This window comes from Mesorhizobium sp. M0778 (assembly GCF_040320105.1).
In the GTDB taxonomy this organism is placed as follows: domain Bacteria; phylum Pseudomonadota; class Alphaproteobacteria; order Rhizobiales; family Rhizobiaceae; genus Mesorhizobium.
The window spans coordinates 399,021-419,506 of the sequence record NZ_JAMYPA010000001.1 but is presented as its reverse complement, the minus strand read 5'-3'; the positions used below and the strand labels follow the sequence as shown (position 1 = coordinate 419,506).

The window sequence follows — 20,486 nt, the reverse complement described above, 5'->3', positions numbered from 1 at the left end:
GTTCCTCAGGCCTTCTGCACGACTTTTTCATCGATTTGGCGCGAGAGTATGGCGGAGAACTCATCCGCGAACCCTTCCATGCGCACCGCGATCTTGCTCGCGTCGGACGACAGCTTGTTGTAGGCGATGACGGCAGGGATGGCGGCGAGCAGGCCGATGGCCGTCGCCAGCAGCGCCTCGGCGATGCCGGGCGCGACCACCGACAGGCTGGTGTTCTTCGACGCGGCGATCGCCTGGAACGAGGTCATGATGCCGATAACCGTGCCGAACAGGCCGATAAAGGGCGCCGCCGAGCCGGTGGTGGCGAGAAAGCCGAGCCGCCCTTCCAGCTTTTCCATCTCGCGGGTCAGCGCCAGATCCATGGCCTTGTCGATGCGGGTCTGCAGGCCGAGCGGCGATTTCGCGCCCTTCTCGAAGCTCTTCTTCCATTCGCGCATGGCGGCGACGAAGATCGCGCTCATGCCGGTCGTCTTGCGGTCGGCGAGCGTGCGGTAAAGTTCTTCCAGCGACTGTCCCGACCAGAACACCTGTTCGAAGCGATTGAGCGCCAGCCGCATGCGGGCATAGGCGACGAGCTTGTCGACGATGATCGCCCAGGTCCAGATCGAGGCGCAGAGCAGCCCGATCATGACCAGCTTGACCACCCAACCGGCCTGCATGAACAAGGCCCAAATCGATAAATGCGCGCCCGGTTCGGCGAGAGCGATGTTTTCCATGTTACGTCCTTAAAGATTTTCCGGGCGTGGCTGGCGGCTGGCCCATGGGCATCCCTTGTGGTCCGTTCGCGTTAAGCTGGCGGAATAACCCCAAATGCACCATTGGCGGCCTTTTCGGGGCAAATATTGGTGAAAGGAAGGCGCTTGGATTCTTCCAATCTTAACCAATCCCTTCATGGACCGTTATGGTTAAGGATGGGTTAGGACGTACAGCGCGGCGCATTGCGGCGCCCTGATAGGTCGCCCGGCGATTCTGGCGTGGACCGGAAGTTCCGGGATCGTCCGCCTCTGAATCTTTATTTGCGCGTTCTTGGCATGAAAGCTGCGATCCAGTCCTTGGGAAAGCGCCGCGGCCGTCCGTTGTCGCCGACGATCGCCGCTTCGACCCGCGCCTCGACCAGCACTTCGCTGCCGCGCTTCAATTGCTGCGCCATGACGATCCGCGCACCGGAAATCTCGTCGGTGCGCGTATCGATGGTCAGGATGTCGTCCATGCGGGCCGAACCGCGGAAATCGATTTCCATGCGCCGCACCACCCAGACTATTTTCTCGCCATGTTTGCCCTCGGCAAGCTCGGTGTGGTGGACGCCGGCCAAGCGCAGATAATCGGAACGGCCGCGCTCGAAGAACTCGAGATAGCGCGCGTGGTAGACGACGCCGGAAAAATCGGTGTCTGCATAATAGACCCGCGCCATCAATCGATGGCCGAATTCCGTCAGCGCGCCGGAAAGCCCGGCGGACAATGCCGATTCACGGTGATCGTCCATTGCTGTCCTTTTGGCCCGACGGGCCCTGTTTTAAGCAACACCTGTTTTGCGCATAGACCGGCGATGATCAAGACCTGGAGGGCGGGGCCGGGAACTGCCAGCACCGAAGCCATAAGCAGCGGAACTTACGGCTCTTCCTGGAATAGGCTGATCTGCTGCTGCGCCAGGTCCTTCGGCGCGTCGAGGCCGAGATGCCGCCAGGCATTGGCCGCCAGCACGCGGCCGCGCGGAGTGCGCATGATAAAGCCTTGCTGGATCAGAAAGGGTTCGATGATGTCCTCGATGGCATCGCGCGGCTCGGAAAGCCCAGCGGCGATGGTTTCGATGCCGACCGGCCCGCCGCCGAAATTCCGGGCGATCATCGACAAATAGCGGCGGTCGAGCGCGTCGAGGCCGAGCCCGTCGACCTCCAGCCGCGTCAGCGCCTCGTCGGCGATCTTGCGGTCGACATGGCCGTCGCCCGCAACGCTGGCGAAGTCGCGCACCCGGCGCAACAGCCGGCCCGCGATGCGCGGCGTGCCGCGCGCCCGCCGGGCGATCTCCAAAGCACCGTCGTCACCGAGCGGCATGGCAAGGATGCGGGCGCCGCGCCGCACGATCTGCTCGAGTTCCTCGACGGAATAGAAATTGAGCCGCACCGGAATGCCGAAGCGGTCGCGCAGCGGGTTGGTCAACAGGCCGAGCCGGGTGGTGGCGGCGACTAGCGTGAAGCGGGCCAGGTCGATCTTGACCGAGCGCGCCGCAGGCCCCTCGCCGATGATCAGGTCGAGCTGGAAATCCTCCATCGCCGGATAGAGGATTTCCTCGACCGCCGGGTTGAGCCGGTGGATCTCGTCGATGAACAGCACGTCGCGGTCTTCGAGGTTGGTGAGCAGCGCCGCGAGATCCCCGGCCTTGGCGATGACCGGACCCGAGGTCGAGCGGAAATTGACGCCGAGCTCGCGCGCCATGATCTGCGCCAGCGTCGTCTTGCCGAGGCCGGGCGGGCCGACGAACAGCACATGATCGAGCGCTTCGCTGCGGCCCTTGGCGGCCTCGATGAACACTTTGAGATTGGCCCGCACCGCCGCCTGGCCGACGAAGTCGCCGAGCGTCTGGGGCCGCAAGGTCTGCTCGGCGTCCTCGCCGCGTTTGTCGGGAGCAATGAGGCGTGGCGAAAGGCTCATGCGCATACCGCTCGAAGGAAAAAGTTCGTATCGACACGGATTAACGTCACCCGGCACCCTCTCGTTCGGCGTCTTGCTGCTCGCCAACAACCTGGCGGCCCACTGCATCCCTTACCACCGCGTCGATCTGTTCCAGCGTAGCGGGCCCGTTAGGTGGATCACCCAGAAATCCAGCGAGGTCGGCAAATTCGAGATTGCGCGGCGTTCCTATCAGGAGACCATCCACGACCGTCCAGGCAACAGTATCGCCTGACTTGAGCGACAACTCGTTCCGGACTTTCTTTGGAATCGTAAGCTGCCCCCTGGAGGTCAAGCCCGCATATCCGACCATGCTCTTGTTCCTAGTCGGAATTTATTTGTCGGGCAACATCTCACCGTGCCAGCTCCTTCAGCCCGAAGCGGATCAGCTTCGACGCGTCCGCTTCCTCGCCGGCCGTCTTCAACGCCGCCGCCACTGCGTTGGCGGCAGTGTCGCGAGAATAGCCGAGATTGACCAGCGCCGAGACTGCGTCGGTGATCGGCGCCGAAGCAACGCCTTCGCCGAGCTCCTGCTTCAGGCCGATGGTGCCGGAGGCAGCACCTGCATAGGCCGGCGCCTTGTTCTTCAACTCGGTGACGATGCGCTCCGCCACCTTCTTGCCGACGCCCGGCGCGCGGCTGACCATGGCGATATCGCGCAACGCAATCGCATTGGCGAGGTCGGCCGGCGCCAGCGTCGACAGGATTGCCAGCGCCACCTTGGCGCCGACGCCCTGCACATTGTTCATCAACAACCGGAACCATTCGCGCTCCAGCACCGACTGGAACCCATAGAGCCGCAGCATATCCTCGCGCACATAGGTCTCGATGAACAATATCACCGCCTCGCCGGGCGGCGGCAATGCGGCAAGCGTGCGCGCCGAGCAATAGGCGACATAGCCGACGCCATGCACATCGACGATGCAGAAATCCTCGTCGATCTCGTCCAGCGTGCCTTTTAGCTTGCCGATCATTTGAGCTTGCCGATCATGCCGGGTGGGTTTCCGGAGAGATGATATCGAGGTCCGGGAAATAGCTGCGATAGCGCGCGGCATCGCGCGTCAGCAGGCGATGCCCAGCGACAACCGCATGGGCTCCAATAAAGAAATCCGGCAGCGTTCGTTCGCGGAGGCCGCCGGCGCGGCGATAGCGGGAGTGCGTGACACCAGCAAGGAAGGCCGCTTCCCACGGCAGGAATTCGCGATCCATCTTGAGCATGTCGACTGCTTGGCGAAGGGCCTGTTCGGTCGCGATCAACGGCGCGAGTTCGGACCAGACGATTGCATTGATTACGAGTGCGCCGTCGCGCCGGCATGCGGTAATTGCTGATGCCGACCATTTCGTCTCCCGTCCGGCAGGACCCCAAACGTCGATCAGGACGTTTGTGTCAATCAATGTCGAGGTCTTCACGCGGGCCCCTCAGCCATTCCACATATTCGTCCGCCGTCATGCCCCCCAGATCCAGCGTACCAGCCATACGGCCGAGCATCTGGCTGAATCTGCGCGAGGCTTCCTCCTTCGACATGTTTTCGTCGACCGCAATGACACGAGCACCGTCCTCGGTGGGGACGAACTCCACCTCCGAGCCCGGGCCGATACCCAGATGATCCCGTATTTCCTTCGGGATGGTCACTTGGCCCTTGGTGGTAACGCGCATGGTAATACCTCGTTGGTATTACTTATTGTTCACTGGAGAACAAGTCAAGAACAAACTTATTCGGCCAGCATCGCCATCCTGTAGGCGATGCTCTGCCTGTGATGCGCGTGACAGATGGCGATGGCCAGCGCATCGGCGGCGTCGTCGGTGTCGAAAGTCGCCTTCGGCATCAGCACCTTGACCATCATATGGATCTGCTTCTTGTCGCCATGGCCGACACCGATCACCGCCTTCTTGACGGCGTTGGGCGCATATTCGGCAACGGCAAGGCCGGCGCGCGCCGGCACCAGCATGGCGATGCCGCGTGCCTGGCCGAGTTTCAGCGTCGCCGCGGCATCCTTGTTGACGAAGGTCTGCTCCACCGCCGCCTCGTGCGGCATCGTGGCATGCAGGATCTCGGCAAGCCCGTCATGCAATTGGCAAAGACGCACCGCCAGCGCCGCCTTGTCGTCGGACCGTACTGTGCCGGAAGCGACGAAGCGCAGCGAATTGCCAAGGCTTTCGACGATGCCCCAGCCGGTGCGCCTAAGCCCCGGATCGATGCCGATGATGCGAATCGCTTCCCCCATCCGCCAATTCTACCTTCGGCGGGCAGCGATGCCAGCGAAATGTGAACAAACCAGAAACGGGGCTCGTGATGTCCACAAAGCCTCTGAGACCGTTTCGAAAGGTCGCTCCGGCGAGTCATATGGTGGTGGTTTCGAGAACCGGAGCGCAGCGGACACTTGGGTCCGTGAGCCCACGCGTGATCCCGAGGGGATCATGCGCAATCAAAGTGCTGCAGCGTCCTTTGCGCGTCCAAAAGGACGCGGCGCTGCAGGTAAGCGGAGAAAACGCCGCCAGATGGCCGCTGGAGTAGAGTTTCCAAACGGTCTCTCAGCCGCGGGCGAAAGCCGTGTTGAGCAACGTGATCTGGTCGGAGACCGGATTGAGGCGACGGCTCGACTGAGGCACCTCGGCGAGGCCGCCATAGATCTCCTCGTCCATGCGGCGCACCAGCGCCTGCAGGCGCAGCGAGCGGTTGACGAGGTCGACGAAATCCGTCGGCAGCTCGGCCCAGCCGGGCGCCTCGTCATGCGCGGAGGCGGTGTCGAGACGCACCTTGGATTTTTCGGAAGCCACCTGATCGCGGGTCATCTCGCCGGAATTCGCCGCCCGCTGCAAAAGCAGCCACGAGGCGACCTGCATCAGCCTGGTGGTCAGCCGCATCGACTCGGCCGCATAAAGCGTCGCCGCCAGCCTCGACAGCTTCTTGGCCTCGGCGCGGCCCTTGCCGTCGAGATATTCGGCCGCCTGCTCGACCAAGCCCATGCCTTCCTGATAGAGCGGCTTGAAGGATTGGGAGAAAACCCGGCGCTCCGCCAGCTTGATGGTGTTCGCGCTCGCCTTCGAAGGCTCGTTCATCGCTGCGCCCCTGCACTTGCCTGACAGCCGGCCGATTCGGCTCTTGGCCGCCATATCCGGCAGCCTAAACGACTGAAGCTTGAAAATGCGCTTCGCTGCCGGCGAAGGCAAGCACATGTTTAACAAACGGTTAACGGCCGCATTTGGCCCAAGGGGCTCCATGCCGGCGAACAAAAAAAGAGCCGCGGATAAGGCGGCTCTCAGGAGTTTAACAGGGAGGCGTCAAACAAAGTGGCTCCAACCACTCGGTAAGAATCCAGATCACTGGATGGACATAGTAAACGCCTGTAAAGCTTAACAAAGCCTTAACGCAGGGCATATTTTTCGATCAAGCGCCCAGCATCTGTGCCGTAACAGCACAGATGGCCGGCTAAGCCGCCGCTCTCACCACCGGCTGGAAAGTGGGGGCGACGCGCTTGCGCCACGGTTCCTCCAGATCGTGACCGACATACCGAAACAGATCCGCTCGCCGCGCGACATCGTTCCGAAACAGGCGCCGCGCTAAACGCCCGCTCCTCGCAACGAGGCGGAGCAAAATTGCGCTCCGGCAATCATGAAAATTTCTCAAGGAGCGAACAATGGACTGGTACTCGGCCGTTAAATTTCTGCACATCGTCTCGGCGATCCTCTGGGTCGGCGGCGGCTTCACCCTGATGCTGCTTGCGGTACGCGCCGACCGCGCTGGAAACGTCGAAGGCATGTTGCAGGCGATGCGCGCCACTGGCGAGCTCGGTAACCGGTTCTTCGCGCCGATATCGATGCTGACATTGCTCTTCGGCCTCATCATGTGCGGCTTCTGGGTCGGCTTTTCCGATTTGTGGGTGCTGATCGGCCTTGCCGGTTATGCGACGACCTTCTGCATCGGCATGTTCGTCTTCAAGCCGACTGCCGACCGCATGGCAGGCATGATCGCCAAGGATGGCGTGACGCCGGCGGTGCTTGCCCAGGGCCAGCGCGTCCTCAATGCCGCGCGCTTCGACTATTCGGTGATGCTGATGATCATCGCGGACATGGTGCTGAAGCCGACACTGCACGACATCACCATTCTTGGCTGCATGGCGTTCGTGCTGGCAACCGGCGCTGCTCTCGCGCTTGGCAGGACGCGGCCGCTGCTGCCGAGTGCCGCCTGAGGTTTAAGGAATCCGGCGGCGGCCGCCTGGGGCCGCCGTCTTACAGAAGGCCGGCGATGCCGTCCCACAGAAGCTTGACCGCGACGACCGCCACGGTCGCATAGGTGAAGGGATAGAACAGCTCCGGCCGCATCCGCCGCACCAGCCAGGCGCCGGCGATTGTCGACAGCGGCGCCAGCGGCATCAGCACCGCCGACGCGGTCAAATTGGTGGTGTCGAACTGGCCGAGCGCGAAATAGGGGATGAGCTTCAGTGCATTGGTGACGGCGAAGAAGATCGCCGCGGTGCCGGACAGCACCTTCGGATCCAGCCTGATCGGCAACGCATAGACCTGAAAAGGCGGGCCGCCGACATGGGCGACGAAGCTGGTGAACCCGGCAACGGTACCCCAGAAGCCGGCGGCAACGCGGTTGGGCTCCGCCGCGTGGCCGGCACCGTGGCGGAGTTGCAAATAGAGCCAGCGCAGCACGAAGATCAGGGCGACCGCGCCGACGATCAGCCGGACCATCTCTTCGGTTACAAGTGCCGCCGTCAGCCAGCCAAGGGCAATGCCGATCACGGCACCCGGCATCATGTCGGCCAGCATCTTGCGGTCGAAGATACCCCACCATGTCCACACCGAGACAATGTCCATCAGGCACAGAATTGGCAGAAGAATTGCGGCAGCCTGAACCGGCGGCATGGTCAGCGCCATCAATGGCACGCCGACAAAGCCGACGGCGCCGCCGAAGCCGCCTTTCGACAGGCCGACGAGGATGACGGCCGGCATGGCCGCGGCATAGAACCAGGGATCGATGAGCAGGCCTGACATGGGGAAAGGAGGCTGGAGGGAAAGTTGAACTCTGGAATAGACCAGAAATGGCCAGACCGCGACCGCAAATACGTGGGCCACGCCACCGGAGCCCGTCACATATTTGGCATGTCGAGCGGCGGCGGGCGTCTCCGGATCGGCTGCGCCTTGATGATGGCGGTGCTGGTTTCGGCCTTGTCGGCGATGCGGTCGAGAATGCCGTCGAGCTCGCCGATCGAGCGGACGAACAGCCGGGCGACGAAGCAGTCATCGCCCGTCACCTTGTCGCATTCGCCGAATTCCGGGATTTCCTCGATCAGCTTCTGGACGATGTGCAGCTTACCGGGCAACGGCCGGATGCGAACGATGGCCTGCAAGGCGTAGCCGAGCGCCTGCGGATCGATGTCGATGGTGAATGCGCGAATGACGCCGCGATCCTCAAGCCGCCGAAGCCGCTCCGAAACGCTTGGCGACGACAACCCGACCTGCAGCGCCAGTTCCTTCAGCGAGGTCCGTGAATCCCTGACCAGGATATCGAGGAGCTTTCTATCGAGCTCGTCCAGCATTTTACAATTCCAAGAAAAAGCCGATGTTTACCTAATTAAATTAGGTTCGTTCTGCATATCACCAGCTACAAGTCATGGAAAGGCCCATATCTGCCGTGGGATTATAGAATCTCAACGGGTTTCGGGAGCATCCATGGACAACACGGTACGCGGCACGATCGAAATGACTGCGGCGATGGCGATCCTCGGCTCGATCGGCTGGTTCGTCGTCCTGTCCGGCCAACCCATCATGGACGTGGTGTTCTGGCGCTGCGCCTTCGGTGCGGTAACGCTGCTGGTTATCTGCACGGCGCTGGGACTGCTGCGCGGCAGGCTGTCGCTTCGCATTGTCGCGATCGCGGCTCTCGGCGGTGCTGCCATCGTTATCAACTGGCTGCTGCTGTTCAGCGCGTTTTCCCGCGCGTCGATCTCGATCGCCACGGCTGTCTACAATACGCAACCCTTCATGCTGGTCGGTTTTGGCGCGCTCTTCTTCTCCGAACGGCTGACGGTGACCAAGCTGACCTGGCTCGGCATCGCCTTCGCCGGCATGCTGCTGATCGTGCAGGCCGCGCCCGATGCAGGCGATCATGGTACGGATTACTTTACCGGCATTGCGATGGCGCTGGCCGCGGCTTTCTTCTGGGCCGTTGCGGCTATCGTCACCAAGAAGCTCAAAGGCACGCCGCCGCACCTGATCGCCCTGATCCAGGTCTGCGTCGGCGTTCTCATGCTGGCACCTTTCGCCAATCTCACCCACCTTCCCGCCGATGCGCGGAGCTGGGTCATGCTGGCGACGCTCGGCATCGTCCATACCGGCCTGATGTACATCCTCATGTACGGCGCCATCCAGAAACTGCCGACGCATCTGCAGGGGTCGCTGTCCTTCATCTATCCAGTCGTCGCCATCCTCGTCGACGTCGTCGCCTTCGGCCACCGGCTGCATCCGGCGCAGATCGCCGGCGCCGCCGCCATCCTGGTCGCCGCCGCCGGCATGAACCTCGGCTGGTCGCTTTGGAAATCGAAAGTGCCTGCGTAGAGCCCGCAAGCGACCAGGCGAGGAGAATTTCGGCCAACGGTAGTCATGCGCCGAGCCCCGATAGATCTAGCCGGCAATCGTGATCCCCCTGCCGCCTGTTCAATCCCCGCACTTTGCTCTATGCCGCAATGCAACCATCTTCGCCCGGCATAGGCGATAACCGGGACCGAACACCAATGAATGACGCAACGCCCCCCAACCGCTGCCGTATCGTGTTGATCGCGCCGCCGAACGTGCCGGCCGAGCGCATCGCCGCAGCCTTCGACGGCGGTGACGTCGCCTCGCTGATCCTGCCGGAAAACGGCATGGACGAGGCCGCCTTCCAGGCCTTTGCCGAGCAGATCGTGCCGGTGGCGCAAGCGGCCGGCATTGCCGTCATCATTGCTGGCGACACCCGCATCGCCGGCCGCGTCCAGGCCGACGGCATCCATGTCGAGGTCGGCAAGGACGAGCTCGCCGAAACGATCGAACACTTCCAGGCCAGGATGATGGTCGGCACCGGCGGCGCCAAGACCCGCGACGACGCGCTGGAACTTGGCGAGGTCAGGCCCGATTATATTTTCTTCGGTCGCTTCGGCTACGACAACAAGCCGGAGCCGCATCCCCGCAACCTGTCGCTCGGGCAATGGTGGGCGGACGTGATCCAGATCCCTTGTATCGTCATGGCCGGATCCGATCTTGCCTCGGTGGAAGCTGTCGCCGCCACCGGTGCCGAATTCGTGGCGCTTTCCAGCGCGGTTTTCGCCGGCGACGTCGATCCGAAGACGGCGGTTGCCACCGCCAACGCGCTGCTCGACGAAACCGCACCGCGCTTCGAGGACTGACGTGCTCTCTCGGACGATCCTTTTCAGCGCTTTTCTCGCAACGGCCGTAACCCAGGCGATAGCGGCGGAACCCGTTCCGCTGCCGCAGCCGAGGCCGGATTCCGGCGAGCCTGCCGACAAGCCGTTTCTCCCACCATTGCCGCAGCCCGCCACCACGGCCCCTTTGCCGTCGGCCGATACCATCAACCCCGACCGCTTCGGCGCAAAACCGTCCGACGCCGCCTACGGCGCCTTTCAGCGCGGCCTCTACAAGACGGCCTACAACCTTGCGATTTCCCGTGCTCAAAACGGCGATCCGGCGGCACAGACGCTGGTGGCCGAGATATTGTCGCGCGGCCTCGGCGTGCCGGTCGACGCGGCAGGGGCGGCGAAGTGGTATGCGCTTGCCGCCGAGCAGGGCATCCCGGAATCGCAATTCCAGTATGCGCTGATGCTGCTCGATGGCCGCTACGTCAAAAAGGACGAGAAGGAGGCCTATGCGCTGATGCAGGCCGCCGCCGAAGCCGGCAACCGCCTGGCGCAGTTTAATTTTGCCCAGATGATGGTCGAACAGGAGCCCGGCGATGCCGGTATTGCCAAAGCCGTATCCTATTACGAGCGCGCCGCCGCGACCGGGCTTGCCGACGCACAATATGCGATGGCACAGGTCTACGCCAATGGCGCCGGCGGCAAGCCGCGCGACGATGTCCGCGCCCGCGGCCTGCTGGCACAGGCTGCGCGGCAGAACTACGACACGGCGCAGATCGATCTCGCCACCTGGATGATCGAGGGGCGCGGCGGCGCCCGCGACCTGAAATCGGGCTTTAACTGGATGAAGCAGGCCGCAGAAGGCGGCAACGTCGCCGCCCAGAACCGTCTCGCCAAGCTCTACATGAACGGCATCGGCACCGATCCGGATCTGATCCTCGCCGGCGCCTGGTATGTTGTCGCCCGCCGCGCTGGGCTCATCGACCAAGAGATGGACGATTTCCTGCAGGGCCTGACCGACGAGCAGACGCAGCAGGCGCTGCAACGGGCCAATCGCCTGCCCTGACTGTGATCTCGCGACTCATTGCACCCGGACTCGCAAGCGCGAGGCTCATTGCGTATGATCGAGCACGACCTTGCCGAAGGGCGAGCCGTGTTCAAGGTACCGAAAGGCTTCGGCGGCCTGGGTCCACGGTACGACCCGGTCGATCACCGGTCTCAATCGGTTGACGACAATGGCGCGGTTCATCGCCTCGAAGGATTCGCGTGAGCCCACCGGTATGCCTCGCGCCCTGACCTGCCGGCGGAAGATGTCGAGCGGGTTGATGGCGCCGTCACTGCCGCCGAGATAGCCGATGACGTTGATCTGGGCGCCGCGCGCCGCTGCCCTCAGCGATTGTGTAAAACTCTGCGGTCCGCCAACCTCGATGATATGGTCGGCGCCGCGCCCATCCGTCAATCCCAACACGGCCGATGCCCAGTCGGGGACGCTGCGATAGTTCACGGCATCATGCGCGCCCAGTTGCTTTGCCCGTGCAAGTTTCTCGTCGCTGCTCGACGTCACGATGACGCGCGCCCCGGCAGCGGCGGCGAATTGCATCGCAAACAAGGAAACGCCGCCGGTGCCGAGACAAAGTACGGTGTCGCCGGGCTTGACGCTGCCCTCTGTAAACAGCGCGTGCCATGCCGTCACGCCGGCGCAGGGCAGCGTCGCCGCCTCGAAGTCGCTCAGATTGGCCGGCGCCAGCACCGCCGCCTGTTCATCGAGCCGAGCAAATTCGCTGAGCAGCCCGTCGATCGGGCCGCCACGTTGATAGGAGGGCTCGGCCATCGCGAAACTGCCGCCGACCCAGCGCTGCCAGAACGTGCCGCAGACCCGGTCGCCGATCTGGAACCTGCTGACCTCGGCGCCGACGGCTACGACTTCGCCGACGCCGTCCGACAGCGGCACCAGCGGCAATGCAAACTTCGTGTGATAGCTGCCGCGGACGATCTCGGCATCGCGGTAGTTCAGCGCCGTCGCCTTCACCTTCACAATCATCTCTTGGCGCCCTGGTTCAGGCATCGGCCGCTCGACCATTCTGAGATTCTCGAGGCCGCCCGGGCTCTGCAATTCGATCGCTTTCATCGTGTTCCTTCTCTGCTGGTCCTGCCGGAGGAAAATCGCTTGCCATCCATCGGATTTCAAATTCATAATGTTCAGCATAATTATGCCTCTCTGACATGTTCAGGTGTCTTGTGCTCGAAGAACTGAAAACACTGGCCCTCTTTGCCGAGGAGGGTTCGATTCAGAAGGTGGCTCGACGCCTGCCGTTGACGCAGCCGGCCGTCACCCGCCAGATCCAGCGGCTGGAGGAGATGCTCGGCACGGAATTGCTCGACCGCCGGCTAAAGCCGTCGCGACTGACCCCGGCCGGCGTAGAGGTGCTGGCACGCGGCAAGGACATTCTCGCCGCCGTCGACGCGCTGCGATCATTCGCCAGGGGCAACGAGCCGGAGGGTCTGCTGCGGCTCGGCCTCGCCCATGGACTTTGCGACAAAGCCGTGGCCGCCGCCATTGCTGATGCCGTGGCGCGGTTTCCGAAGGTTTCGCTGCGTCTGAAGAGCGGTTGGAGCCTTGAGCTGGCCGACCAGCACAAGCGCGGACAGCTCGACCTCGCCTTCATCCTGGACGGCGGCAATTCCAAAACTGGCGACGGCGTTGTCGGAACCGAGCCCCTCGCCATCATCGCCGCCGAAAACACCGGCCGGCAAGCCGACGTCAAGACCATGCCCTGGGTTCTCAGTCCTGAACCTTGCGACGCGCGCCGGCGGCTGGCGGCTGCCCTTGCCGAGGGCGGCCACAGGTTGATGGTCGGCGCCGAGATTCAGGACAGCGCGCTGCAGATCGACTGGGTTCGTCGAGGCCAAGGCCTTGGCCTGCTGCCCAAGCGGCTGCTGCAGGAAAAGCTGCCGGAGGGCATTGCCCTGGTCGACGCTCCCGGCCTCGAGCTGTCGCTGCGAATTGTCGTCTTGCGTTCGCCGCACCTGCATCTTTTAACAGAGGTAGCCGACGCCATGAGCGCGGCCGTAACCGCCATCGTCAGGACGGACTGAGGCTGCCGCGCCGCGCTGCCGGGCGAGCTTCGTTCCCGCTTCATCGGAAGGCGCTCCTTGCCTCTGCTAGCGATTTGTGGTCTTGGAGGCGCCAAATTGCCCTTTGCGGCGATCATCTCATTTCCGGATCACCTCACCATGGCCAAGATCAATGGCAACGAAATCCGTCCCGGCAACGTCATCGAGCATGATGGCGGCCTTTGGGTGGCGGTCAGGACCAACACCGTCAAGCCCGGCAAGGGCGGCGCCTACAACCAGGTCGAACTCAAGAACCTGATCAACGGCACCAAGCTCAACGAGCGCTTCCGTTCGGCCGAGACGGTCGAGCAGATCCGGCTCGATCTGAAGGATTTTTCCTTCCTCTACGAGCAGGGCGACGCGCTGGTGTTCATGGACACCGAAAGCTACGAGCAGCTCGAATTGCAAAAGGAGTTCGTCGGCGATCGCGCCGCCTTCCTGCAGGACGGCATGATGGTGACGGTCCAGCTCTATGACGAAAGGCCGATCGGCATTTCGCTGCCCGACCAGGTGACGCTGACCATCACCGAGGCCGACCCGGTGGTGAGGGGCCAGACGGCAGCCTCGTCCTACAAGCCGGCGATACTCGAAAACGGCATCCGTGTGCTGGTGCCGCCGTTCATCGGCTCGGGCGAGCGTATCATCGTCGATACCAACGAAATCACTTACGTACGCCGCGCCGACTAAGGCGTGATCCCGAAAAGTGGCAGACTTTTTGGATAGGATCACGCGTCAAAGCAGATAGGCGCAGCGACAGGAAGAAGAGCAATGGCGCGTTCCGCGATCCTCAATGTCATGGTCCAGGCCGCAATGAAGGCCGGCCGCTCGCTGTCGCGCGACTTCGGCGAAGTGCAGAACCTGCAGGTCTCGATGAAGGGGCCGGGCGACTATGTCAGCCAGGCCGACCGCAAGGCCGAAGACATCGTCTTTGCCGAACTGTCCAAGGCGCGGCCCGGCTACGCCTTCCTGATGGAGGAACGCGGCGTGATCGAGGGCGACGACGGCCAGCACCGCTGGATCGTCGATCCGCTCGACGGCACCACCAATTTCCTGCACGGCATCCCGCTGTTCGCGATCTCGATCGCGCTGGAGCGCCAAGGCCAGATCGTCGCCGGCGTCATCTACAATCCGGCGATGGACGAGCTCTACACCGCCGAGCGTGGCGGCGGCGCCTTCATGAACGATCGACGGTTGCGCGTCGCCGGCCGCACCAAGCTGGTCGATGCGGTGATCGGCTGCGGCGTGCCGCATCTCGGGCGTGGCCAGCACGGCAATTTCCTTGTCGAGTTGCGCAATGTCATGGCCGAGGTCTCGGGCGTGCGCAGCCTCGGCTCCGCCTCGCTCGATCTCGCCTACGTCGCCGCCGGCCGCATGGACGGTTTTTGGGAAATCGGCCTGTCGGCCTGGGATATTGCCGCCGGCATGTTGCTGATCCGCGAGGCGGGCGGCTTCGTCTCCGATTTTGCCGGCGGCCAGGACATGCTGACCGCCGGTTCGGTCGTTGCCGGCAACGAACTCATGCAACGCGCGCTGTTGAAGACGGTGAAGAAGCCGCTCCCAGCGCGCTGATGTAGTCGCGCCGCGCTGAAGCGCCGCAGTCGCAAAACCGCAACCAAAGCTTGAAATACTGTCCCGCGGCCGCCCAGATAAGGCGACGCAGGATCATCGATGACGAACAGCCGGCCCACATCCCAGAGCGAATTATCCCAGCTCGACATCCCCTTCATGGGGCGCTGGCATTACTCGCGCGCCGAGATCATCGCCGACGGTATCGTCCACGCCGTGGGCATCGTGCTGGCGATCGCTGCCGGCTCGACGTTGCTGGCACTGGCCGCCTATCGAACCGGCCCCGGCGAATATGTCGCCGCCGCCTTCTATGTGGTCTCGCTGCTCACCGTGCTGTCGGTTTCGCTGGCCTATAATCTGTGGCCGGTATCGTCGCCGGCGAAATGGATATTGCGGCGCTTCGACCATGCGGCGATCTACCTGCTGATCGCTGCGACCTACACGCCGTTCCTTGCCCAGCTCGGCGGCTCGCCGCTGGCTGTTTCGATGATCGTCCTGGTCTGGATCGCCGCGACGGTCGGCATCGCCATCAAGGTCTTTCTCCCCGGCCGTTTCGACCGGCTGGCAATCGTGTTCTATCTCGCCATCGGCTGGAGCGGCATCGTTCTGGTGGAGCCGCTCCTACGGACGCTGCCGGCGACATCGATCGCCCTCATCGTTGCCGGCGGCATCGTCTATTCCTGTGGCGTGATCTTCTTCGCCTGGAAAGGCCTGCGCTTCCACAATGCGCTGTGGCACGGCTTTGTCGTCACCGGCGCCGGCCTGCATCTGGCCGCCATGGTCGACTGCCTGGTCATCAACCGGCTTTGACCTCCGGTCGCGGACAGTGGCAATATTGCCAAGCGCCATTCAATTTCGTCACAATTCCGTTTAGAGTCGCAAACACAATGTGATCGGCGGCGATGGCATCGGAAACGGGGCACGGATGACTTTACTCAGATCCTTCGGCATGGGCAGGCGCTCCGACGTTCTGATCTACGACCCGCACAAATTGTCGAGCCCGCAGGTCTTTCTGCTGACCATGGTGATCTTTCTGTTCATCGTGGCCTTTATCGCCGCCATCCTGACCCGCCAGATCTCGACCGCCTTCGTCACCAATCCCGGCCTCAACGGCCTGATCATCGGCGTGCTGGCGGTCGGCATCCTGCTGGCCTTCGTCCAGGTCGGCCGGTTGTTCCGCGAGGTGCGCTGGGTCAATTCGTTCCGCGCCGGTTCCGAAACCACCGAACCCGTGCTGCTGGCGCCGATGAAGGCGATGATCGGCCGCTCCTCGACGATTGCCTTCTCGACCAGTTCGATGCGCACCATGCTGGATTCGATCGCCACCCGCCTCGACGAAAGCCGCGACACCTCGCGCTACCTTGTCGGGCTGCTGGTGTTCCTCGGCCTGCTCGGCACCTTCTGGGGCCTGCTCAACACGATCGGCTCGATCCGCGAAACCATCGAGTCGCTCGATCCCGGCACCGGCGACGCAGCGGCCGTGCTCGAATCCCTGAAGCAGGGGCTTTCCGCCCCTTTGGCCGGCATGGGCACCGCTTTCTCGTCGTCTCTGTTCGGCCTGTCCGGCTCGCTGGTGCTCGGCTTCCTCGACCTGCAGGCCGGCCGCGCCCAGACGCGCTTCTATACCGAGCTCGAGAACTGGCTGTCCTCGGTCACCGACCTGTCCTCCGACATCGTCGTTGCCGACGCGGCCAAGAGCGAACCCTCCGATGAAATCCGTCTGTTGTCGGAAAAGCTGCGCACCCTGCAGGAGAATGGCGGCGGCGCCAATCCGCGCGTCGCCACCGCCATGGCCAATCTCGCCGACGGCATTTCTGGCCTGGTCAAGAACATGCGCTCGGAACAGCAGATCATGCGCGACTGGGTCGAGGCCCAGTCCGACGAGCAGAAGGCGATGCGCAACACCCTGGAGAAGATCGCCGACGCCTTGAAGAAACCTGGAGTGCATTGACGTGGCGTTGGCACGAGGCCGGCGCTCCGACCGCCGCATCGATTACTGGCCGGGCTTCGTCGATGCGCTGTCGACGCTGCTGTTGGCGATCATGTTCCTGCTCACGGTTTTCGTGCTGGCGCAGTTCCTGCTCGGCCGCGAGATCTCCGGCAAGGACACGGTGCTCAACCGCCTCAACTCCCAGATCAATGAGTTGACCCAGCTCCTGGCGCTGGAGCGCTCGACGACGCAGGACAAGGAGGACACCCTTGCCAATTTGCAGGCCTCGCTGTCTGCATCGGAGGCGGAAAAGAGCCGGCTCGAACAATTGCTGGCGCAAGGCGCTGGCGCCGGCGACGCCGCCAACCAGCGCGCAACGGCACTTTCCGGCGAGCTCGACAGCCAGCGCCAGATCAGTCAACAGGCACTGAGCCAGGTTGAAATCCTCAACCAGCAGATCGCGGCGCTACGCAGGCAAATCGGAGCGCTCGAAGAAGCGCTCAACGTGTCCGAAACGCGCGATCGCGAGTCCAACACCAAGATTGCCGATCTCGGCCGCCGCCTCAACGTCGCGCTGGCGCAACGCGTGCAGGAACTGAACCGCTACCGCTCCGATTTCTTCGGCCGCTTACGTGAAATTCTCGCCGACCGCGAGAACATCCGCATCGTCGGCGACCGCTTCGTCTTCCAGTCGGAAGTGCTTTTCCCGACCGGCTCCGAAGTGATCAACGATGCCGGCAAGGTCGAAATGAAGAAGCTCGCCGATGCCATCATCGAATTGCAGAAGGAGATCCCGCCGGAGATCAACTGGGTGCTGCGCGTCGACGGCCACACCGACAACAAGCCGCTCTCCGGCACCGGCCGCTACCGCGACAATTGGGAATTGTCGACGGCGCGCTCGACATCGGTGGTCAAGTTCCTGATCGAGAACGGCGTGCCGGCCAACCGGCTGGTCGCGGCCGGCTTCGGCGAATTCCAGCCGCTCGACCCCGCCGATACCGAAGAGGCGCGCAACAAGAACCGCCGCATCGAGCTGAAGCTGACCGAGCGGTGATCTGCAAACCTTCGGTTCGTTACATGCACCGGATCGAGCCGGCTCAAGTCGGCGGCATCTAGGGCACTGATGCGGCAGCGGCAAGAGCTGAAGAAATTACCCTTTTTTAATTACACTTTGCCGCCACCGCCTTTTAGCCTTGGTCATGGGCCGAGAACCGCCGGCGGTGGAACCGCTCATCGCGACGCGACGGAACCTGACGGCCCGCGGCCGGAAGGCAGGAAAACCCAACCATCGCCTTCCCCAGTTAAGGAGACGCAACCATGCGCTTCTTCGCTCCCAGGAACCTCAGGACTGCTACGCTCGCCACACTTCTCCTCGCCGTTCCGTTTGCTGGCGCTTACGCCGGCCCGCGTGAGACGGCCTTGATCAATCAGATCCAGAGCGTGGAGACGGGTATCCAGGGCGCCATCCGGGCGAACAAGCTCGAGCCGGGCGAGGCGCGTGACTTGCGCACGCAGGTCGCTCAACTCGATCGGGCCGCCCAGAGGGCCGCGCGCGATGGAACGATGCCGAGCACGCAATATCAGCAGTTGCTGGCGCAGCTCGACGATGTCAGCCAAAAGCTACGCGCTGATACCGGCAGTGCCTTCCTCATCGGTAACGGCGGCGATGGCGGATACTATCCTAACGGCTACGGCCCAAACTATCCAGGCGGCTGAGATCGGCCGCAGCGCCCGGCGCTGTGGCAATTGATTTTGCGTATGATCCTTTTCCAGTTTCGGTTCAGGGATCATGCGCTAGCCCAACGCCAGCGCAATCAGCGCCAGCATTGCCGGCACTGTCTGGATGAACAGGATTTTACGGCCCACCGTCGCCGCGCCGTAGAGACCGGCGACGGCGACGCAGAGCAGGAAGAAGACTTTGAACTGGAAACCGGCTTCGCCGAGGTAAAGCCCCCAGATCAGCCCAGCTGCGAGAAAACCGTTGTAAAGTCCCTGATTGGCCGCAAGCACTTTCGAGGCACTGGCGAATTCCGGCGTCAGCTTGAATACCATGTGGCCGCGCGGCGTGTCCCACAGCACCGTCTCCAGATAGACGATGCAGAGGTGGATCACGGCCACCAGCCCGACCAGCACATTGGCGATCATATCTCGTCTCCCCCATTGCGGTCTGCCGCCGCCGACGACATTGATCACGCACGCCACCGCTTCCGCAAGATGCCTTTCGGCCGTTGCGGCCGGCAGTCGATGCATCGGTCGCAGACGGTTTTCAGGGGTTGCCAACACTTTTCCATTGGTATCTTTTCCCGCCGTCAAATCAGCGGAACCCACCATGTCCTTTCAAAATCTCGACGACCTCGGCCACAAGCTCGAAGCGCTGGAACATGCCCTCGCCATTCTCGGCGCCGACGAGGCGACCCATATGGCGGTCGGCGGCGGCGAGAAGCGCGCAGAGGCAATGTCGGCGCTTGCCGGCATGCACCACGCCCAGGCGACTGCGCCGGAGATTGCCGATTGGATCGCGGCGGCCGAGCAGGAGGCGTTGAACGAAGAGCAGCAGGCCGCGGTCAGGGAGTTCCGCCGGCAATACACCAACCTGACCTGCCTGCCGGTCGAGTTCGTCGAGCGCCAGACGACTGTGCGCATGCGCTCCGAGCAACTCTGGCGCGACCTGCGCGCCAAGAACGACTGGGCCGGCTTCCTGCCGGCGCTCGAAGGCGTCGTGGCGCTGGTGCGCGAGGAGGCGACATTTCGCGCCGAGGTGCTCGGGCTCGAGCCTTATGACGCGCTGATGGAGCAATATGACCCGGGCAATCGCACCGCCGACATCACGCCTTTATTTGCTGAGTTGAAGACTTTCTTGAAAGGCTTCGTACCGGAGGCACTTGCCGTGCAGGAGGAGCGGCTGGCGAAACATCCGCTGAAGCCGCTTTCCGGCAGCTACCCCTTGGACAAGCAGCGCGAGCTCGGCCTCGCCATGATGGCCGCAGTCGGCTTCGACCTCACCCACGGCTCGCTGTCGGTTTCGCACCATCCCTTCTGCGGCGGTGTGCCGAGCGACGTGCGCATAACCACCCGCTACAAGACCTCGGATTTCCTGTCGGCGCTGATGGGCGTGCTGCACGAGACCGGCCATGCGCTGTACGAGCAGAACCTGCCGAAGGCGTGGGCGCACTGGCCACTCGGCAGAGCGCGCGGCATGGCGGTGCATGAAAGCCAGAGCCTGTTCGTCGAAAAGCAGATCGGCCGCAATCCAGAATTCTGGCGCTGGGCACTGCCGGTGGTCGAAAGACACCTTGGTGAGAGCTGGACGATCGACGACATCCTGCCGCATGTGCACCGGGTCGAGCGCGGTCTGATTCGCGTCGATGCCGACGAGGTCACCTACCCGCTGCATGTCATCCTGCGCTACGAGCTGGAGCAGGAGCTTGTCTCGGGGCGGCTGGAAGCAGCCGACCTGCCCGAGGCCTGGGATGCCAAGATGCGCGATTATCTCGGCCTGTCGACATCAGACAATCCGGCTGATGGTCCGATGCAGGACGTCCACTGGCCGGGTGCCGCCTTCGGCTATTTCCCCTCCTACACGCTGGGCGCCATGATGGCGGCGCAGCAATGGGCGGCGCTGACCAGAGATCATCCTTCAGCCGACGAAGACCTCGCCAAGGGAGATTTCGCCGCGATCAACGACTGGCGCCGCAAAAGGATCTGGTCGCAAGGCTCGCGCTGGTCGACGCCGGAACTGCTCGAACGCGCCACGGGCGAAAAGCTCAATGCCGTGCATTTCACCGATCACCTGAAGAAGCGGTACGGTAACTGAGTCGCTTCGTCTGTTCCTGGTTCTTGCTGCGGTGACTGC

Annotated in this window: 25 protein-coding genes and 1 pseudogene; 13 read left to right on the top strand and 13 right to left on the bottom strand. The window is 63.1% G+C overall.

All coding sequences use genetic code 11. The features are described 5' to 3' along the window. Positions 1–5: 5 nt before the first annotated feature. The 3 genes from tolQ to ruvB all read right to left on the bottom strand — a co-directional run bounded on the left by tolQ (position 6) and on the right by ruvB (position 2,649). Positions 6–716, bottom strand: coding sequence for a protein TolQ (gene tolQ, locus NKI22_RS02135; RefSeq protein ID WP_023719609.1), 711 nt, complete (start codon positions 714–716; stop codon positions 6–8). A gap of 296 nt (positions 717–1,012) precedes the next feature. Beyond that, on the bottom strand, positions 1,013–1,483 hold the full coding sequence (gene ybgC, locus NKI22_RS02130; RefSeq protein ID WP_023719610.1) for a tol-pal system-associated acyl-CoA thioesterase: 471 nt from the start codon (positions 1,481–1,483) through the stop codon (positions 1,013–1,015). A 125-nt stretch (positions 1,484–1,608) separates the two neighbouring features. After that, positions 1,609–2,649, bottom strand: a complete 1,041-nt coding sequence (gene ruvB / locus NKI22_RS02125) for a Holliday junction branch migration DNA helicase RuvB (protein WP_023719611.1) — start codon at positions 2,647–2,649, stop codon at positions 1,609–1,611. Here ruvB and NKI22_RS31415 point away from each other — a divergent pair. Beyond that, on the top strand, positions 2,648–2,902 hold the full coding sequence (locus NKI22_RS31415) for a hypothetical protein (RefSeq protein WP_348633225.1): 255 nt from the start codon (positions 2,648–2,650) through the stop codon (positions 2,900–2,902). The genes ruvB and NKI22_RS31415 overlap by 2 nt on opposite strands. Positions 2,903–2,905: 3 nt before the next feature. Here the strand turns inward: NKI22_RS31415 and NKI22_RS31410 are convergent. From NKI22_RS31410 to rcdA, 6 genes and pseudogenes are all read right to left on the bottom strand, one after another. After that, positions 2,906–2,980: pseudogene (locus NKI22_RS31410) on the bottom strand (AbrB/MazE/SpoVT family DNA-binding domain-containing protein); the annotation flags it as partial. A 40-nt stretch (positions 2,981–3,020) separates the two neighbouring features. Then, the gene (ruvA, locus tag NKI22_RS02115) at positions 3,021–3,641 is read right to left on the bottom strand and encodes a Holliday junction branch migration protein RuvA (protein WP_023719613.1); all 621 of its coding nucleotides are present in this window, start codon (positions 3,639–3,641) and stop codon (positions 3,021–3,023) included. 13 nt (positions 3,642–3,654) lie between these two features. Beyond that, complete coding sequence (locus tag NKI22_RS02110; RefSeq protein WP_023719614.1) at positions 3,655–4,077, bottom strand: type II toxin-antitoxin system VapC family toxin; 423 nt, start codon at positions 4,075–4,077, stop codon at positions 3,655–3,657. After that, a complete protein-coding gene (locus NKI22_RS02105; RefSeq protein WP_023719615.1) occupies positions 4,055–4,324 on the bottom strand; it encodes an AbrB/MazE/SpoVT family DNA-binding domain-containing protein in 270 nt (89 codons plus the stop codon). The genes NKI22_RS02110 and NKI22_RS02105 overlap by 23 nt, the downstream gene beginning before the upstream one ends. Before the next feature lie 56 nt (positions 4,325–4,380). Next, entirely contained in the window at positions 4,381–4,893 is a 513-nt protein-coding gene (gene ruvC / locus NKI22_RS02100; RefSeq protein WP_352480921.1) for a crossover junction endodeoxyribonuclease RuvC, read from the bottom strand. Between the two features lie 307 nt (positions 4,894–5,200). Further along, positions 5,201–5,728: a protease adaptor protein RcdA gene (gene rcdA, locus NKI22_RS02095; RefSeq protein ID WP_023719617.1), complete on the bottom strand. Its 528-nt coding sequence runs from the start codon at positions 5,726–5,728 to the stop codon at positions 5,201–5,203. Positions 5,729–6,306: 578 nt separating this feature from the next. On the opposite strand from rcdA, the gene NKI22_RS02090 reads away from it, so the two are divergent. After that, positions 6,307–6,858, top strand: coding sequence for a DUF2269 family protein (locus tag NKI22_RS02090; protein ID WP_352494153.1), 552 nt, complete (start codon positions 6,307–6,309; stop codon positions 6,856–6,858). A gap of 40 nt (positions 6,859–6,898) precedes the next feature. Here the strand turns inward: NKI22_RS02090 and NKI22_RS02085 are convergent, their stop codons facing one another. Then, positions 6,899–7,669 (bottom strand): sulfite exporter TauE/SafE family protein, encoded by a 771-nt coding sequence (locus NKI22_RS02085; RefSeq protein ID WP_023719619.1) that lies wholly within the window; start codon positions 7,667–7,669, stop codon positions 6,899–6,901. Positions 7,670–7,764: 95 nt separating this feature from the next. Beyond that, positions 7,765–8,214, bottom strand: a complete 450-nt coding sequence (locus NKI22_RS02080; RefSeq protein WP_023719620.1) for an Lrp/AsnC family transcriptional regulator — start codon at positions 8,212–8,214, stop codon at positions 7,765–7,767. Between the two features lie 133 nt (positions 8,215–8,347). On the opposite strand from NKI22_RS02080, the gene NKI22_RS02075 reads away from it, so the two are divergent. From NKI22_RS02075 to NKI22_RS02065, 3 genes are all read left to right on the top strand, one after another. Next, the gene (locus tag NKI22_RS02075) at positions 8,348–9,232 is read left to right on the top strand and encodes a DMT family transporter (protein WP_352850081.1); all 885 of its coding nucleotides are present in this window, start codon (positions 8,348–8,350) and stop codon (positions 9,230–9,232) included. 176 nt (positions 9,233–9,408) lie between these two features. Then, complete coding sequence (locus tag NKI22_RS02070; protein ID WP_023719622.1) at positions 9,409–10,056, top strand: thiamine phosphate synthase; 648 nt, start codon at positions 9,409–9,411, stop codon at positions 10,054–10,056. A 1-nt stretch (position 10,057) separates the two neighbouring features. Beyond that, positions 10,058–11,089, top strand: a complete 1,032-nt coding sequence (locus NKI22_RS02065) for a tetratricopeptide repeat protein (protein ID WP_352850079.1) — start codon at positions 10,058–10,060, stop codon at positions 11,087–11,089. A gap of 45 nt (positions 11,090–11,134) precedes the next feature. Here the strand turns inward: NKI22_RS02065 and NKI22_RS02060 are convergent, their stop codons facing one another. Next, the gene (locus NKI22_RS02060) at positions 11,135–12,151 is read right to left on the bottom strand and encodes a zinc-dependent alcohol dehydrogenase family protein (protein WP_352815036.1); all 1,017 of its coding nucleotides are present in this window, start codon (positions 12,149–12,151) and stop codon (positions 11,135–11,137) included. A 95-nt stretch (positions 12,152–12,246) separates the two neighbouring features. Here NKI22_RS02060 and NKI22_RS02055 point away from each other — a divergent pair, with 95 nt between their 5' ends. The 7 genes from NKI22_RS02055 to NKI22_RS02025 all read left to right on the top strand — a co-directional run bounded on the left by NKI22_RS02055 (position 12,247) and on the right by NKI22_RS02025 (position 18,349). Beyond that, complete coding sequence (locus tag NKI22_RS02055) at positions 12,247–13,119, top strand: LysR family transcriptional regulator (protein WP_352480922.1); 873 nt, start codon at positions 12,247–12,249, stop codon at positions 13,117–13,119. Positions 13,120–13,257: 138 nt separating this feature from the next. Continuing rightward, complete coding sequence (gene efp / locus NKI22_RS02050) at positions 13,258–13,824, top strand: elongation factor P (protein WP_023678016.1); 567 nt, start codon at positions 13,258–13,260, stop codon at positions 13,822–13,824. A gap of 81 nt (positions 13,825–13,905) precedes the next feature. Continuing rightward, positions 13,906–14,706 (top strand): inositol monophosphatase family protein, encoded by an 801-nt coding sequence (locus tag NKI22_RS02045; protein ID WP_023719626.1) that lies wholly within the window; start codon positions 13,906–13,908, stop codon positions 14,704–14,706. 99 nt (positions 14,707–14,805) lie between these two features. Continuing rightward, on the top strand, positions 14,806–15,513 hold the full coding sequence (gene trhA, locus NKI22_RS02040; RefSeq protein WP_023719627.1) for a PAQR family membrane homeostasis protein TrhA: 708 nt from the start codon (positions 14,806–14,808) through the stop codon (positions 15,511–15,513). A gap of 115 nt (positions 15,514–15,628) precedes the next feature. Then, entirely contained in the window at positions 15,629–16,654 is a 1,026-nt protein-coding gene (locus NKI22_RS02035) for a MotA/TolQ/ExbB proton channel family protein (protein WP_352849185.1), read from the top strand. Position 16,655: 1 nt separating this feature from the next. Further along, positions 16,656–17,687, top strand: a complete 1,032-nt coding sequence (locus tag NKI22_RS02030; protein ID WP_352480924.1) for a peptidoglycan -binding protein — start codon at positions 16,656–16,658, stop codon at positions 17,685–17,687. A gap of 263 nt (positions 17,688–17,950) precedes the next feature. Further along, positions 17,951–18,349, top strand: a complete 399-nt coding sequence (locus NKI22_RS02025; RefSeq protein WP_352937340.1) for a hypothetical protein — start codon at positions 17,951–17,953, stop codon at positions 18,347–18,349. A 78-nt stretch (positions 18,350–18,427) separates the two neighbouring features. On the opposite strand, the gene NKI22_RS02020 is transcribed toward NKI22_RS02025, so the two are convergent. Beyond that, positions 18,428–18,778 carry a DUF1304 domain-containing protein gene (locus tag NKI22_RS02020; RefSeq protein ID WP_352480926.1) on the bottom strand — a complete coding sequence of 117 codons (351 nt, stop codon included), beginning with the start codon at positions 18,776–18,778 and terminating at the stop codon, positions 18,428–18,430. 184 nt (positions 18,779–18,962) lie between these two features. On the opposite strand from NKI22_RS02020, the gene NKI22_RS02015 reads away from it, so the two are divergent. Continuing rightward, the gene (locus NKI22_RS02015; RefSeq protein ID WP_352884009.1) at positions 18,963–20,447 is read left to right on the top strand and encodes a carboxypeptidase M32; all 1,485 of its coding nucleotides are present in this window, start codon (positions 18,963–18,965) and stop codon (positions 20,445–20,447) included. The last annotated feature ends 39 nt before the right edge of the window (positions 20,448–20,486 follow it).